Raw genomic sequence first — 15,612 nt, forward strand, 5'->3', positions numbered from 1 at the left:
CGTGAAATACTTAACGAACTATTCAAGCGTGGCGTATCCACCGCTTGATTCCGCCGAGGTCGCGATTAAAAAGTTTAGCCATGAAACTATCCGCGACCTGGAGGTCTGGGGTTCTAGGTCTGGGCTTTTGCGAGGAGACGGAGAAACGCGAAACAACGGAGCCCGGGCAAGACCTTCTGAATCACAAGTCAGCCACAAGTGAGCCACAACTAAGCGACGAGTAAGCCAAACTTGCTGGATGAATAGGCAGTCGGGGTTCTCGCCGCGTACGCTGTTCTCATGATTTTCGACGCGTTAAGCGCCGCCAACACCGTGGTGCTCGCTTCGGGGGAAGCCGATTACACTCCTTCCCTCGTCTCCTTTGCATGGATCATGGCCGCCGCCCTCCTGGCCCCGTTGGTCTCCTACATGCTCAAGAACAAAATGCCCGCCGTGGCCCTACTCATCATCTTCGGCATGATCATCGGCCCCTCGATGCTCGACCTCGCCCACGAGGACCCCGGCATCGGCATGCTCAAAGAGCTGGGCGTCGGCGCTTTATTCCTCCTCGCGGGTTTCGAAATCGATCTTGCGACGCTGAAATCTAAACAAGCCGCTACCGGCTTTTCCACCTGGCTCATCTGCATGGTGTCATGTCTCGTGGGTGCTTATTTCCTGCTCAATGACATCCCTGGCGCCATCGTCATGGCCATCGCACTAACCTCCACCGCGCTCGGCACGATTACGCCGATGCTCAAGCAGGACAAACTCATCGGCACCAAAGTCGGCGACTCGGTCATGATTCACGGCGCCATCGGCGAGGTCGCTCCCATCACCGCCATGGCTCTCCTGCTGGGAACCCGCTCCACGCTAGGCACCATGCTCATCCTGCTGGCGTTCATCGTCATCGCCGTCGGCGTCGCTGTCATGCCGCGCGCGCTCATCGTCGCAGTGCCGTGGCTCAAGACCGCATTCCTTTCCGGCGCTGGCTCCACGAACCAGACCATCCTGCGCCTTATCATCCTCATCCTGGCCATCCTGATGGCCGTCACCTCGGTCTTCGAGCTCGACATCGTCCTCGGCGCATTCGCGGCAGGCATCATCCTCAACCGCATCATCCCCGACGAGTTCCACAAGGGGCTCGAGAACCGCCTCGACGTTGTCTGCTATTCCATGCTGATTCCGGTCTTCTTCGTGGTCTCAGGCATGTCCATCGACTGGCAGGTCATCGTCAACAACCCGCTCAAGGTGCTTGGCATCCCCGCCCTCATTCTCGTCACCCGTGGCCTGCCCGTGTTCCTGCGCGAGAACATCCACCACACAGGGTCCGACATCGAGACCACCCGCGAGCGTCTCCAGGTGGCCCTCTACGCAGCAACGGGTCTACCGATCATCGTCGCTGTCATGACCATCGCAGTCGGCTCCGGCATCGTGAACGAGGAGACCTCCTCCATCTTCATCGCCGGTGGCGCGCTAACCGTCGCCATCTTCCCGCTCCTGTCCAGCCTCGTTAAGGGCAAGGAAGAAAACGCGCAGTCCAAGGCGAAGGCCGCCGAGTCCAAGCAAGAGGGCCGAGAGGGCGCTGAGCAAAAAGGCGCCGAGAAGAAATGATCGCTAGCAGCACACGCATGTGTCCGCCGGTTTTCCTATAGTAAAACCATGACGCATAGCTTCGGAGCCTCCCCTTTTGATCCCGCGAATTCGATGCGCCTATCCGACGCAGAGAAGACCGACGCCATCAACGACCTCGCCCGCGCCGTGGGCGAGGGTCGCCTGACCATGGAGGAATTCGAGGAGCGCTCCGACGACGTCATGCGCGCCACCACCCGCCGCGAGCTGGTCCCCTTGTTCACGGACATCCCGGCGGTTTCTGCCACGGAGATAAAGATCTACTCCCGCGGCGAGGTCGAGCGTGCATACAAAGCCGGCAAAAAGCCGCGTCTGGCCACCGCCATGACGGGCACCATTGCCCTCACTTTCGCCTCAATCGCTTGCTTCGTGGCAAGCGATGCCGCAGGCGCTGTGGCCATACTCGGAGGCGTCGGCGCGCTCTTCCTGGTTCCGATCCTGTGGATTATGCTCTACGTGGCCAAGGTCGGCCCCGAGTCTTGGCACCAGCCTTCCCCGCGCAAAATCGAGCGGCAGCAGCGTCGCGAGATCCTCGCGCAGACAGCCCAGGAACGCGCACAACAGAAAGCTTTGGAGCAGGCGCAGTGGGCGGAGCGGCGTCGCCAAGCAGGCGAGCTGACCAGCGAGGCCATGAACCTTGCCAAGCGCAAGCTCGATCAGTGGAACAAAAAGTAGTCTAGTTGAGAACTTAATCGCCTGTAAGTGGCAGAATACTTTACATGACTACACCGAACTCACGCATTTTCGACCAATCCACCAAGCTCAAGGGTGTCGCGTATGACATCCGTGGTGAGGTCTCTGCGGAGGCGGAGCGCATGGAGCTTGACGGCCACAGCATCCTCAAGCTGAACACCGGCAACCCTGCCGTGTTCGGCTTCGATGCCCCGGACGTAATCATGCGCGACATGATCGCAGCGCTGCCGACTTCCCAGGGATACTCCACGTCGAAGGGCATCATTCCGGCGCGTCGCGCTATCGTCACTCGCTACGAGCTGGAGGACTTCCCGCACTTCGACGTCAACGACGTCTACCTGGGCAACGGCGTCTCCGAGCTCATCACCATGGTCACTCAGGCATTGCTTGACGACGGCGACGAGGTACTGATCCCAGCTCCCGATTACCCGTTGTGGACTGCCGCAACCTCCCTGGCTGGCGGCACCCCGGTGCACTACCTCTGCGACGAGGAGGATGACTGGAACCCATCCATCGAGGACATCCGCGCCAAGGTCACTGAGAAGACCAAGGCCATCGTGGTCATCAACCCGAATAACCCCACGGGCGCCGTCTACTCCCGCGAGGTGCTGCAGAATATCGTCAACGTCGCACGCGAGTACAACCTGCTCATCCTCGCCGATGAGATTTACGACCGCATTCTTTACGACGGCGCGAAGCACATCTCGATAGCTTCCCTCGCTCCGGATCTGCTGACGATTACCTTCAACGGTCTTTCCAAGGCTTATCGCGTGGCTGGTTACCGCGCTGGTTGGATGGTTCTCACCGGTCCAAAGAGCCATGCACGCGGCTTCATCGAGGGCCTGGATCTGCTGGCGGGTACGCGTCTGTGCCCAAACGTCCCAGCCCAGCACGCCATCCAGGTGGCGCTCGGTGGACGCCAGTCCATCTATGGTCTGACTGGTGAGGGCGGACGTCTGCTCAAGCAGCGCAACGTGGCCTACGAGAAGCTCAACGAGATCCCGGGCGTTTCCGTCACCAAGCCGATGGGTGCTTTGTACTGCTTCCCGCGTCTGGACCCGAATGTCCATGAGATTCATGACGACTCCAAGCTGATGCTGGATATCCTGCGCGCGGAGAAGATTCTGATGGTCCAGGGCACTGGTTTTAACTGGCCAAACCCGGACCACTTCCGCGTGGTTACCCTGCCGTGGGCATCCCAGCTAGAGAACGCTATTGAGCGCCTGGGTAACTTCCTGGCGAGCTACCGTCAGTAGCTTGTAGGTGCGACTGTGCTGCGCAAATGTCCAGCACACCGAGACTTGCCCAGTTGCTATTTGTAATCGTCATCATTCACAATAAGCGGCATGGGTAAACATTCCAATCAAAGAGCGGCTTCGCATGGAAGCCGCTCTTCGCTTTTCCAACGTCGCCCCGTCACGCTGCCATCGCTGCACAATCCGTGGCGCATCGGACTCATGGGGTTTCTTGGATTAGCGCTCCTCGTGACGCTGGTGGGGTTGGTTTTGCTGCGTCCGACGACGCCCACCAGCGAGCACACCAGCGCGGAGTTCTCGCAAACTTACGCGCTCAATCACCCGGAGGTCCACGGAACCGTGACCACGGTAGACCACGCGCTGTGCCAGTCAGACCAGACGGGCAAGGCATTCGACAAGCCACCGCTGATTCCGGCGGATCCGGGCGGCGACTGCACCCGTGCGCTCATCGACATCACTTCGGGCCGCAACGCAGGCAAGCAGACGCAGCTCGTGCACTTCGGCGTGGCCGGCGACCCACAGCTGAAGGTGGGCGACGAAATTGTGCTTTCTGAGTCCACCGCGGACAACGACGGGGACGCCTCCGTTAATTATTCTTTTGCGGACTACCAGCGCACCGGGAACTTGGTCCTGTGGGCCATCGTCGCCGCGATTGTCATCATCGTGTTCGCGGCCTGGCACGGAGTGCGCTCCCTCATCGGCTTAGGCCTGAGCTTGGCCGCAATCTTTTACTACCTCATCCCGTCGCTGATTGAGGGCCACAGCCCGCTGCTCGTGGCCATGGTGACCTCGGCGGCCATCATCTTCGTGGTGGTCCCGCTCGTGCATGGCCTGAATTGGAAGGCAGCGAGCGCCCTGGGCGGCGCGCTGCTGGCGCTATTGCTCGCCTCTTTCCTGGCGCACGCTTCGATTGATTCGACGCAGCTGCAGGGGCTTAGCTCCGAGGATAACCTCAAGCTGCTGCTCTACATGCCAGGCGTGTCCATCGTTGGTGTGCTGCTGTGTGGCTTCATCATCGGTGCGCTGGGCAGCCTCAACGACATCGCGGTGGCCCAGGCTTCCACGGTGATGGAGCTACACAACTTGGACCCCACGGCGCGGCCGGGCCGTCTCTTCTTGTCCGCTATGAAGGTGGGCCGCGACCACATCGCATCGATGGTGTACACCATCGTGCTGACCTACACCGGCGCTTCGCTGCCGCTTCTCATGCTGATTACTGCAGCCGAGCGCCCGGCCACGCAGATCCTCTCCAGCGACTTGGTGTCCACGGAGTTACTGCGCTCGGCGCTCGGTGCCATGGCCTTGACTCTCGCGGTGCCCATGACCACGTTCATCGCCGCATTGACCATCCCGCGGCGTCGCCCAGTGGCGGTCACCCACGAGGCAGAACCGGCCTAGCCTTCGAGGGCGCGGCCGAGGGCCTCGATGGTCCAGCCGGCCGCACGCCAGGCAGCGACGTCGAGGACGTTACGGCCATCAATGATGTGTTTTCTCGACACCAGCCCGGCCACGGCCGCAGGGTCGAGATCGCGGAATTCCTGCCATTCGGTTGCGAGGATAACCAGCTCGCTCTCACGTAGTGCTTCCTCGCAGTTAGCCGCGTAGTTCAGTGTCGGAAAGACCTTGCGGGCGTTATCCATGCCCTCTGGGTCGTAGACGGTGACGGCAGCTCCCGCAAGCGACAAGGAACCCGCCACGGACAGCGCCGGCGAGTCGCGGACGTCGTCAGAGTTGGGCTTGAAAGCACAGCCCAGCACCGTCACGCGGTGGCCTAGGAGCGAGCCCTCGAATGCATTCTTAGCCATATCGACCATGCGATCACGGCGGCGCATATTGATGGCGTCGACCTCGCGAAGGAAGGTCAGGGCCTGGTCCGCACCCAGCTCGCCGGCACGCGCCATGAAGGCACGGATATCCTTGGGCAGGCAACCGCCGCCGAAGCCCAGGCCCGCGCCTAGGAACTTGCGGCCGATGCGATCGTCGTATCCGATGGCGTCGGCAAGCTTGACCACGTCAGCGCCTGCGATCTCACAAATCTCAGAGACCGCGTTGATGAAGGAAATCTTAGTGGCCAGGAAGGCATTGGCAGAGACCTTCACCAGCTCGGCAGTCTGCAGGTCAGTCACAATAAACGGCGTATCCTGCGCCAACGGCTTGGCATAGACCTCGCGAGCTACCTCTTCGGCATGGCTTTTACCGTCGGCGAGCCCTGCCTCGCCGACGCCGAGGACGATGCGGTCCGGGGTGATGGTGTCCTTGACCGCGTAGCCCTCGCGCAGGAATTCTGGGTTCCACGCAATTTCCACGTGGCTGCCCTCCTGGGCCAACTCATTCGCCATCTCCTGCAGCTCCGCCGCGGTACCCACCGGAACGGTGGACTTGCCAAAGATGATGTGCTCGCCTTTGAGGCGCGGTACGAGCTCCGTGATGACGGACTTCACGTAGGTGAGATCCGCGGCGTAGGAGCCGTGGGCCTGCGGGGTGCCAACGCCGAGGAAGTGCACGTTGGCGAACTCCGCGGCGTCGTCATAGCTGGTGGAAAAATCTAGGCGGCCGGCCTCGATGTTGCGCTCGAGTACCTCCGGCAGGCCGGGCTCGTAGAACGGCACGCGGCCGTTCTTGAGAGCTTCAATCTTGCTTTCATCAACATCTATACCGAGTACCTCGTGGCCGAGCTCCGCCATACAGGCGGCGTGAGTCGCACCTAGGTAGCCGGTACCAATCACAGTCATACGCATAACCGGGAATTTTAGGCGCGGTTGACCTGAAGCGCGCGGCGAGAACGAAAAGTTTAGCGGAAGTTCAGATAGGACTTCGACGGCGTCGGTCCACGCTGGCCCTGGTACTTCGAGCCCAGCGCGCCGGAACCATACGGAGCCTCCGCCGGCGAAGACATCTTAAAGATAGCCAACTGGCCCACCTTCATCCCGGGCCACAGCGAAATGGGCAGGTTAGCGGTGTTGGACAGCTCGAGTGTGATATGTCCGGAGAAGCCCGGATCGATGAAGCCTGCCGTGGAGTGCGTCAGCAAGCCTAGGCGACCCAGGGAGGACTTGCCCTCCAAGCGGCCTGCCAGGTTGGCCGGCAAGGTGAACTTTTCCAGCGTGGCGCCCAGCACGAACTCGCCGGGGTGTAGGACGAAGGCATCGCCTTCGGCCACCTCCACCTCACTGGTGAGGTCCGGCATCTCCTGCTTGGGGTCAATGTGTGTGTAGCGCGAGTTATTGAACACGCGGAAGAACTTGTCCAAGCGCACATCGATGGAGGAAGGCTGGACCATCTCGGCGTCGAAAGGCTCGATGCTCAAACGCTCTGGAGCATCAGCGGCAATAGCGGCACGGATATCACGATCAGAAAGAAGCACGGTTGATAGTCTACCTCCCCACTGGGCCTTTTATGGCCTTAGGCGGCGGCGGTGCTAAGCTTTACGACGATGCACAATCTGCATTGCGCCGACGTAGTTTAATGGTAGAACTGCAGCTTCCCAAGCTGCTGGCGCGGGTTCGATTCCCGTCGTCGGCTCCACTTATTTTCCCAGTTCATGGACTAATTTCATACCTACAGGATGGACCATGACAGCCCCTATCTTCACGCCCAAAACCACAGCGGATCTTCGCGCTGAGTGTGAGCATCTACTCCAAGAGCTTGCGCCCCGCACAATCGATGAACTCCGCGAACTGTGCGCGGTTGATCAAAACTTAGCCATCGATGAGGCCACTCTAAATCGGTATGAAGCCCTGTGCTTCGTTATCGGCGACTAGGCACAGTTTCGGATTCTCTCCGATCTAGTCTGAGGTTCTAACACTCACGTTATGTACCCCACGTCAACCCCTAGGACGCGCGGCAACAGACCCCCACACAGGCAGGACACAATGGGCAAGCATGAACCAGCGGAAATCAGCGACGCACCCAAGAAGAAGGGCGTCAACCCCAACGCCATCATTGCGTTATTTCTGATCCTCGTCGGCCTCGGTGTCTTGCTCTACCCCGTGGTGGCCACACAGTGGAACAACCACACCCAATCCCGCGCCGCGGAGGAATACGCCAAGCTGGAGAAACAAGCCCCGCCTGAGGTACTGCACACCGCGTGGGAGGAAGCGCAGGGCTACAATGCCCAGCTGGGCCAAATCAGTGTGGAAGACGCTTGGACCACCACCGATGACGAGAACTCTCCCGAGTACCAGCGCTACCGCCAATACCTTTCTGTGCTGTCGGAGACCGATGCCATGGGCCGCATTGTTATCCCCTCCATCGATTCCGATCTGCCCATTTATCACGGCACCTCAGAAAAAGCACTCTCCCGCGGCGCTGGCCACCTCTATGGCACAGACCTACCTGTCGGCGGCGTAGGTGAGGGCGAGGGTCGGCACGCAGCACTTTCCGCCCACACGGGCCTACAAAATGCCACGCTGTGGGACAACCTCACCAAGGTCAAGAAAGGCGATGCTTTCTACATCGCCGTCGGGGGCGAGAAGCTCAAATACGAGGTACACGATATTCGGGTCGTCGAGCCTGCGGACACCAGCTCGCTCCACCGTGAGCCAGGCCAGGACCTCGTTACGCTCATTACCTGCACCCCCTACGGTGTTAATACCCACCGCTTGCTCGTCACCGGCCACCAAGTGCCGATGGATCCGGAAGATGAGGCTGCGTTCAACAGCTCGGGTGTGCACTGGCAGTGGTGGATGTGGGCCATTCTGGCTGCCGCAGCCATCATCATGCTTCTACTCATCTACTGGTGGCGCAAATATGTCAGCAACGCTAAGGACGCCGTGCTTGACGACGACCCGCAGGACTCCTAACCGCCAATGAAGATACAATAAGGCCCGCCCTTCCCTGGTTGTTTGGAAGAGCGGGCCTTTTCTAAAAGTTGCCACAAGCGCTAGTTCTACGCCGGGCGACGTCGCAAAGCAAGGTACCCGGCCGCGACAATCACGGCCCCCACGAGCACCCACAGGCCTACGCCCTCACCACCGGTCTTGGGCAGTGCACCCTTGGTGATGTCAGCGACCTGAAGGACGCCGATCTTCTTCACACAGTTGGCAGCGGTGTCAGACTCAGCGCACCTATTACTGGTGATCGCGGTCCCTCCAGAGAGCACCTTGATGACTGCATTGCCGTTTTGATCCCACTCCGTCGAGAACTTGATCGGCGCGGGCAGCAGATTATAGCCGTTCGGCGCCTTAGTCTCGATGAGGTAGTACACGCCAGGGGCGTCCAAACCTTCAAGCTTCACACGGCCCTTAGTGGTGGTCGTGGACTGCTTCACCACAGGGTTAGCATCAGTGTTGACGCTGCCATCCGCGTTTAGCTTCAGCTTTCCGTCAGCATCACCACGATGGACGGTGAACTGCGCGCCACCGAGCAACCCGTCGGTTTGGATCTCGTCCGGGTTGTCCGGGTTATAGCTCGCCTTTTCGAGCAGGACGTCCATCGTTTCCTTGGTCTCCAGCGGGATACAGTCAGTATCCTTCCAGCCGCCCATTTCTGCCTCGTTCATGAGACCAAACATTGGCTCATGTAGCCCATCCTTGGTGTAGCAGCGGGTGTTTCCTGAAGGTTGGCTCGGGTAACCGGCTGGGACGGAGGTGCTGTCCAGTTTTGAACGATCCAGCTTGAAGCGCACCGTTACCTCGTAGACGTGCTGCCCAGTGCTTCCGCCAACACCCTTGGGTGTAATGATCTTCGGAGGGTCATTCTTGTTGAGTTCGTACGGACCGGCGCCCTGGTACGACTGCGGCTGACTGGTCTTGTTGAACTCGTCCTTGAATACGACGGAGGCGCCAGTAACTGTAGCAGCACCAACGAACTTCGGGGTGTCCGTGAGCTTGCCGTAGATCACTTCGTTGGTGTCGAAGCCAGGCGCGTCCGGTGCCTCAACTACGACGTTGTACTTCGCAGTGTATTCATTCGCTGCACCAGGAACAGGTTGCGGTGTGCTGTCGACGGAAACCTTATTGAAGCAGGCTTCAGTAGCAACGTTGTCATCTTCAGCCGGGCTCGACTCCCCGTCCGTGGCCTGGAAGGCCACCTTGTTGGGACTACACACCGTCTTGAGGTTGCCGTATTCATCTGTTCGCACCGGCGCAGAGACGACATACTCTACCTTCGCGTGCCCTGGAAGAGTACCAACATAGCCCATCATGTATCGGGACTCACCGTCCGCTCCGGATGGGACAATCATGCCTGCATAAATACCAGTTCCCGGCGCAATCTGATCAGGCCCGGGCTTTTGACCGTTGACCTCGGTAGATCCTTCTCCAAATCCCTCGAATTTCGCAGTGGGACCGGAAGCGTTCACTCCATAGTGAGTATCCGTTGGTAGGTATTCCCAGAATGTGCCGCCCGAACTGGTGTTATCCGTGGTGTTTTCCACGGAGATGGTCCAGAAAGTACGCACCTCGCCGTTTACCACCTTGGTCTCCGAGCGTTGCTTCTTCACCGCAATGTTTGATTGCAGCCCTGGCGGTGGCGGAACTAGGTCGGAGGCCGCGTCCGTGTTAAATGAAGCAGGCAGGTTGTTCATTATGTTGACCAGCTCGAACTTCGGGCTATCATCATCTGGGTTGGTGATCTTTAGCTCAAAGCCCAGCTGATTCGCATTCGCACTACCCGAGCCAAAGCCCAGGTTTCCATTGGAGTAGGTCCACGCCTTGCCCCAAGAAGCAGAGGGGTTCGAGATCGTGCGCCCATCGAAGGTCTTGATGCCGGTGAGATCCCAGGTCCTGATGTCGCCGTTCTGTGTGTCAATGCGTTCAAGGATAAGCTTGTCGCCTGCCTGAGCCTTACTCTGGAAACCCCACATATACTTCTGGGCCTGCGGGAGCACCGCCCAGTCCTCCGAGTAGGACTTCTGGCTTCCTAGCACGCGTTGAGCCGTGACTTTGTCGACGTCGACCTTATAAAGGTGACGGCTACCAGAAGTGGACGTGTTGCCCACAAAGAATCCCTCGCTGGTGTACACGCCAGCGTTGAGGACATCCCGGTCGCCGCTCGTTTCAAACGGGGTACCGGTACTTCCGGCCTTTAAAATAGGCCCAAGATTATATACTTCACCGGTTGCCGGATTGATCTGAAGGAGATTTCCTGCCGGGTAGCAAGGATCACCATTTCGGCCGCGACTCTGGCTCACCGCATAGAGCCAGTTATCACTCGAATCAAAGGCTAGAGCATTGTACACCCAGGGAGTGGACTCTCCCACCTGGCGAAAGTCTCGGCCTTGGTTGACTTGACGGCTCAGAATGGAAGTGTCTCGGCGAAGATCCTTAGGTTCACTGGTTACAACGTAGACAGGGCTACCGTCGGCAAATTCAGCTGGGGTGAGATCGCGCTTTGGCTGTCTGCTTGTAACCGGATCTTGGCACTCCTCTTTCGCAGGAACGGTGAAGGAAGCTGTAAACACTGTATTGGCTGGCCCGCGGTGAACACCCTTAAACTGAATCTGTGCGGTGCCACCAATAGTAATCTGCGGCAGGGTGACTTGGTATTCCTTGGCGCTAATCCTTTTGTAGGTCACCTTCGCCTCATACCAACCTCCGTTGGCACCGGTGTAATAGATCGTCAGGTCATCAGGGTTAGTCGATAAATAACTGTTAACGCTGGATTTGAGGGTAACCACCGTGCCTTGCGGAATGGACAGCTGGCCGCCAAAAAGCTCACCGGCCGGAATCTTAAAGTTCGGGATATAGCGGCTTCCCTTGAGCACGTATCCATCGTTTACCATCGTGATGGTGCGGTCGCCTGCAGCGTACGGGGTAATGTTCGGCGCCGCCATCAGACGGGCTGGGGCCGCGTCAACGTCAGCAATATCAAGCGGCTCAGTCACCTCCGAAGGGGCTTCTAAGGCTTCGCTGGATTCAGGTGATGACGTGCTGGTAGTCTCCTCGGCTACTCCACGCACGTCGACGGACATCCCGCTCAGTTCGGATTCCTCTGCGACCGCTGGGATCTTCAGTGAGAAAGCTGCCCCTGCTGGCACGTCAGTAGAAAGGCCAGCGATTCGGAAAGTCACTGAAGAACTGGTTGATTCTACAACGAGGTTGTCTCCTTCGCGGACGGGGATCACTTCGCCGTCGATAGTCAGTGTGTAGGCCGAGCCGTCGAACTCCAGTCCTGCAGTCTCAACAGTGAACTCCAACTCCTCCACGGTTCCGGCGTCAACAAAGTGGCCTTCAAATGTTGCGGAGTCGCCAACAGTCAGGCTCAGCTGGTCTGCGGAATCGAGCTTGGTGCGCAGGGTTGTGGTTTGTGCTTCGGCTACGGCACCAACGATTCCGGGCAGAGCAGCCGGTGCAGCAACACCAACAACGAGAGCCAGTGCAGCAATGAACGCCGCAAGAGCACGCCAGCGGTACACAACCGGCTCGACCGGATGAGAATCTGTCCAGGACATTAGCGTCCCTCGCTTTCTGAATTCTTCCTACGGCTAAAGGCAATCATCACGAAACCAGTGGCAATCAATGCCAACGCTGCGGCTACTACACCGATTACCTGTGCACCGGTCATCGCCAATGAGCCACTGTTCCCCGACGGAGCTGCCGGAGTGGAGGTCTTGCCAACACCTGGAGTACTCGGCGGTGTTGTCTCAGGTTGGTGTGGCGGCTTCCCAGGCTTAGTCGGTGGGTAGTTTGGAGTTGTTTGCGGCGTATTCGGATGCGACGGCGGAGTAGTCGGTGTCCTGGGCGGCGTCGGCGTTTCACCCGGTTTGTGGGTCTTAGCCACGATTACTCCTGGTACCGGATTCGGGTTATCCACCACGGTGTGGAACGGAACCGCCACCACAAACGAGTTGATCTCCCGATAGGAATCATCTGGGGCCGAAGATGTCACCACATAGAAGCCATGAGCCAGACCATCAAACGTCACCTCGCCATTGGCATTGGTGACCAGATCTACGTGCACATCGGTGCGCCAATCACGAACCTCGTCGAGATTCGCGTTCCGTACGCGGGCTGCGTCGTCAGCGTTGGTCGGGTCCAAGCCGGCAAGCCGGTCCAGATGAATTGTGACACCTTGGATTTTTCCCGAGGGCGGCTGGCCATCGTCGTTGGGATTGCCTTGTGTCAGCCGGATTGTCACTGTATCCGTAGCCGAAGTGCGTTCCGCACCAGTGGACTGCTGCCCGGCAACCTGCACCGCTTCTCCAGCAACCACGCCCGGCCCTGCGAACGCAACCGCACACACGACTCCGACGGCAACCACTCGGGCCGACCATGCATTTGTCAACCTCTTCATCGCCTTACTCCCGCACGCTACTTTCCTTATTAATAACTTCTTGCACCCCGGTAGCCGCCTTCTGGCGTCGCAGCCACCACACCAACCAACAAGCAATGACAATTACCGCAGCCAAAAGCGCGTACATCCACCATTGCCAGCTCGGACCATGGGAGTTTTCAAACACCGACTCCTCCCCAGGCTCCATAGGAACCTGATGGCCACGCACCAGCAAGCGATGCGTGTTGATCCCGTACGGTGTGCACGTAATCAGTGTGACGTAATCCTGATCAGCGACTGGCCGTAGGCCATCTACCTCGCTCGGCAGCACAACTTGAATGTCGTCTACGACGTATTTCATTTTGTGGCCAGCAACCTGGATGTAGAACACATCTCCCTCGGTGGCAGAGTCGAGGTGATCAAACATCGTTGAATTCGCCAGGCCCGTATGCCCCGTGATGACGGAATGAGTTCCTGGTCCGCCTACCGGCAGGTCAGAACCATACAAATGCCCCAGTCCACGCTGCAGTGTCTTATCCGCGGTGCCATGAAACACCGGCAGATCGACGTCTATTGCTGGAAACACGAGGCGAGCCATCGCTTCGGTCTCACCCAACTGTTCCAGGTAAGCCTCATAATCGGGATTATCCACACCGATACGGTTCAGCCACGGATCCAAGATCGGACCCGACGTATGCTCCTCGTTGTATGCATGTGCAGCATCCCAAACCGAATCCTGCACCTGCGCCGGTGTCTCTTTATCCAGTCGCGCATATTCCTGCGCCACTCTTGAGGCATTCCAGTTGTTCCAGGCGGTCGAGACCACTGGGTACAGCATCACCAACAACCCGACGACAACGATTACCGCCGGAAGGACTAGGCCTCCACGGCGCCTGTGCCGTCGGCCTGCATTTTGGCCTACCACCGTAGTCAACGACCCGCACCACCCAAAACAATGCCCCACGCGCTAGCGCAGCGCGACCGGGATTACAACGAAAGAGAATGAAGGGGACTGAAGTCTATACCTAGCCCAGTCCCCTCACTGGGTCGAGCACCATATTTTGATTACCCGACCCGCAGCGCAGACCATCATGGACGGTCTGCGCCACCGGAACTACGCCCGGCTATTAGTTGCGCGCGGTACGACGAGCGAACCAAGCACCAGCAGCAACAATTGCTGCGCCAATAGCGGCCAGGATGCCAACACCCATGCCACCGGTCATCGGCAGCTTCGGGGTGCCCTGCTTGATGTTCTCAATCTCAGACACCAGAGTGACCTTATCGTCACCCTCGAACGTGCCCTCTTTCGAGATGTTGGCGCGAGTGAACTCAATCTCAGTGACGTTATTCTCCGGCAGTGCGTAACCAGCTGGAGCCTTGGTCTCCTTCAGACAGAACTTCTTGGTTGCCGGAGCTTCCTTTTTGTCCTCGAAGTCGGTGACGTGCAGGCCATCGATGGTGAAAGTACCGTCAGCGCCGGTAGTCCATTTGTCCTGTTCCTTGACAGTCAGCTTCGCGCCCAAGTCATCTTTCGAGGTGCACTGGTAGAGCTCGAATTCAGCGCCTTCCAGGACCTTACCGGCCTCCTTGCCGTCCTTCTTCACAACCTTCAGCTTGCCGTGGTAAGTCACGACCTCGTTGGTCTTGTTCTTGACCTCGTTGCCGGTGTTCGGGTTGTTGAAGATGACGTCAGCCCGGTTCTTCAGCTCGGTGGTGTTGCCGACTTCCTTGCGCTTGACGTCGAAGGTCAGAGACATCTTGTCGCCGGACTTAACCTTCGCCAGGCCTTGCTTGGTCAGCTCAACGACGAGCTTGTTGCCGTTTTCGGCCGGCTTGTTGACCGTGTAGTCTCCGGCACCCAGAACGGCGTCGCCAGCCTTAACCTCGGTGACCTTCTGGAAGTCCAGGCGCTCATCCAGCTGGTCCTCGAAGCGGAAGGCGGTCAAGCTCTTACCTTCGCCCCAAGTCGGAGCGTCAGCATTAATGGTGTAAGTGTAGGCGTCCTGGATGTTCTTATCGGCATCCTTGACAGTCTTCTCGGTCTTGGTTTCGGTGTTCTTCGGGTATGCGATGACGTCGTAGTTCCACGCGTCAGAAGCCTGATTGACCATCGGGATGGACACGATGAACGGTGCACCGGTGACGATGCCGTCCGGAGCGCTGGTCTCCTCGACGAGGTAGATGCCCAGCGGCAGATCGGTGAACTTAGCTTCGCCTTCGCCCGCTGTCATCTTTTCAAAGGTCGTGGTGGTCTTGTCAGTGTCCTTGACTTCGGCCGCGGTCTTCGGGAACTTTGTCCAATCGCCGTTCTGCAGGTCGAAGTTCAGCTTGGTGATCTTGAAGGTCACGCCGTTGAGGGCCTCGCCCTTCACGTTCGACATTTCCTTACCGGTGGCACGTTCGCCTGACTCGGCACCCTTCTTCTTGAAGAGGGTGATCGAACCCTTCTTAGTGAAATCGATGTTTGCCTTGTTCACGGCCCCCTGCTCAGCGCCAGGGTTCTCCTGGGCCAGTGCACCCGGAGCGGAAACGCCCAAAGCGAGTCCGGCGATAGCAGCGAAGGCAACTGAACGAGCGGTACGAGAGATCTTGTTCACGGAAACTGGTCCTTTACACGAGTTCTGAAATGAGACACCACGTCTCATTAGCTGTGTGCAATCCATTCCCCACGGTTCACGCACCATGACCTGACCCGTTGCTAAGATTCTTTCGCCTGCCGAGAGCAGTTTTCAGGTGAAACGCCTACGCAGGCCTTAGCCTTAACTAACGATAGCCTGTGGATTACACAACTAGATCCCATCCCAGCACCTGAGGCAAAGTCCCCGACTAAAGCCCCCCCCCC

At 58.6% G+C, this 15,612-nt stretch carries 11 protein-coding genes and 1 tRNA gene; 6 read left to right on the forward strand and 6 right to left on the reverse strand.

The window, feature by feature from the left end; genetic code table 11:
- Positions 1-279 precede the first annotated feature (279 nt).
- The 4 genes from HMPREF3153_RS06045 (at position 280) to HMPREF3153_RS06060 (ending at position 4,955) form a co-directional block, all read left to right on the forward strand.
- Positions 280-1,590, forward strand: coding sequence for a cation:proton antiporter (locus HMPREF3153_RS06045; protein ID WP_070420328.1), 1,311 nt, complete (start codon positions 280-282; stop codon positions 1,588-1,590).
- A gap of 48 nt (positions 1,591-1,638) precedes the next feature.
- A complete protein-coding gene (locus HMPREF3153_RS06050) occupies positions 1,639-2,283 on the forward strand; it encodes a DUF1707 SHOCT-like domain-containing protein (protein ID WP_223197351.1) in 645 nt (214 codons plus the stop codon).
- A 44-nt stretch (positions 2,284-2,327) separates the two neighbouring features.
- Positions 2,328-3,557 (forward strand): pyridoxal phosphate-dependent aminotransferase, encoded by a 1,230-nt coding sequence (locus tag HMPREF3153_RS06055; RefSeq protein ID WP_005529688.1) that lies wholly within the window; start codon positions 2,328-2,330, stop codon positions 3,555-3,557.
- A 201-nt stretch (positions 3,558-3,758) separates the two neighbouring features.
- Complete coding sequence (locus tag HMPREF3153_RS06060) at positions 3,759-4,955, forward strand: YibE/F family protein (RefSeq protein WP_046645899.1); 1,197 nt, start codon at positions 3,759-3,761, stop codon at positions 4,953-4,955.
- Here the strand turns inward: HMPREF3153_RS06060 and HMPREF3153_RS06065 are convergent.
- Positions 4,952-6,295: a UDP-glucose dehydrogenase family protein gene (locus tag HMPREF3153_RS06065; RefSeq protein ID WP_070420329.1), complete on the reverse strand. Its 1,344-nt coding sequence runs from the start codon at positions 6,293-6,295 to the stop codon at positions 4,952-4,954. The genes HMPREF3153_RS06060 and HMPREF3153_RS06065 overlap by 4 nt on opposite strands.
- A gap of 53 nt (positions 6,296-6,348) precedes the next feature.
- Positions 6,349-6,921 (reverse strand): dCTP deaminase, encoded by a 573-nt coding sequence (gene dcd / locus HMPREF3153_RS06070; protein WP_046645898.1) that lies wholly within the window; start codon positions 6,919-6,921, stop codon positions 6,349-6,351.
- Between the two features lie 87 nt (positions 6,922-7,008).
- Here dcd and HMPREF3153_RS06075 point away from each other — a divergent pair.
- Positions 7,009-7,082, forward strand: a tRNA-Gly gene (locus tag HMPREF3153_RS06075).
- A 347-nt stretch (positions 7,083-7,429) separates the two neighbouring features.
- Positions 7,430-8,359 (forward strand): class C sortase, encoded by a 930-nt coding sequence (locus tag HMPREF3153_RS06085; protein WP_070420330.1) that lies wholly within the window; start codon positions 7,430-7,432, stop codon positions 8,357-8,359.
- A gap of 86 nt (positions 8,360-8,445) precedes the next feature.
- On the opposite strand, the gene HMPREF3153_RS06090 is transcribed toward HMPREF3153_RS06085, so the two are convergent.
- From HMPREF3153_RS06090 to HMPREF3153_RS06105, 4 genes are all read right to left on the reverse strand, one after another.
- Positions 8,446-11,949 carry a DUF6923 family protein gene (locus HMPREF3153_RS06090; protein WP_070420331.1) on the reverse strand — a complete coding sequence of 1,168 codons (3,504 nt, stop codon included), beginning with the start codon at positions 11,947-11,949 and terminating at the stop codon, positions 8,446-8,448.
- Entirely contained in the window at positions 11,949-12,791 is an 843-nt protein-coding gene (locus tag HMPREF3153_RS13175) for an isopeptide-forming domain-containing protein (RefSeq protein WP_070420332.1), read from the reverse strand. The genes HMPREF3153_RS06090 and HMPREF3153_RS13175 overlap by 1 nt, the downstream gene beginning before the upstream one ends.
- A gap of 4 nt (positions 12,792-12,795) precedes the next feature.
- On the reverse strand, positions 12,796-13,704 hold the full coding sequence (locus HMPREF3153_RS06100) for a class C sortase (protein ID WP_223197647.1): 909 nt from the start codon (positions 13,702-13,704) through the stop codon (positions 12,796-12,798).
- Positions 13,705-13,897: 193 nt separating this feature from the next.
- Positions 13,898-15,367: a SpaH/EbpB family LPXTG-anchored major pilin gene (locus HMPREF3153_RS06105; RefSeq protein WP_070420333.1), complete on the reverse strand. Its 1,470-nt coding sequence runs from the start codon at positions 15,365-15,367 to the stop codon at positions 13,898-13,900.
- Positions 15,368-15,612: the final 245 nt, after the last annotated feature.

The organism is Corynebacterium sp. HMSC06C06 (genome assembly GCF_001807295.1).
GTDB classification, from domain to species: domain Bacteria; phylum Actinomycetota; class Actinomycetes; order Mycobacteriales; family Mycobacteriaceae; genus Corynebacterium; species Corynebacterium striatum.

What these genes read in the sequence shown, in the direction of transcription:
- HMPREF3153_RS06045 (WP_070420328.1), top strand. Translation starts at nt 280, where the DNA reads ATGATTTTCGACGCGTTAAGCGCCGCCAACACCGTGGTGCTCGCTTCG.
- HMPREF3153_RS06050 (WP_223197351.1), top strand. Translation starts at nt 1,639, where the DNA reads ATGACGCATAGCTTCGGAGCCTCCCCTTTTGATCCCGCGAATTCGATG.
- HMPREF3153_RS06055 (WP_005529688.1), top strand. Translation starts at nt 2,328, where the DNA reads ATGACTACACCGAACTCACGCATTTTCGACCAATCCACCAAGCTCAAG.
- HMPREF3153_RS06060 (WP_046645899.1), top strand. Translation starts at nt 3,759, where the DNA reads ATGGGGTTTCTTGGATTAGCGCTCCTCGTGACGCTGGTGGGGTTGGTT.
- HMPREF3153_RS06065 (WP_070420329.1), bottom strand. Translation starts at nt 6,295, where the DNA reads ATGCGTATGACTGTGATTGGTACCGGCTACCTAGGTGCGACTCACGCC.
- HMPREF3153_RS06085 (WP_070420330.1), top strand. Translation starts at nt 7,430, where the DNA reads ATGGGCAAGCATGAACCAGCGGAAATCAGCGACGCACCCAAGAAGAAG.
- HMPREF3153_RS06090 (WP_070420331.1), bottom strand. Translation starts at nt 11,949, where the DNA reads ATGTCCTGGACAGATTCTCATCCGGTCGAGCCGGTTGTGTACCGCTGG.
- HMPREF3153_RS13175 (WP_070420332.1), bottom strand. Translation starts at nt 12,791, where the DNA reads ATGAAGAGGTTGACAAATGCATGGTCGGCCCGAGTGGTTGCCGTCGGA.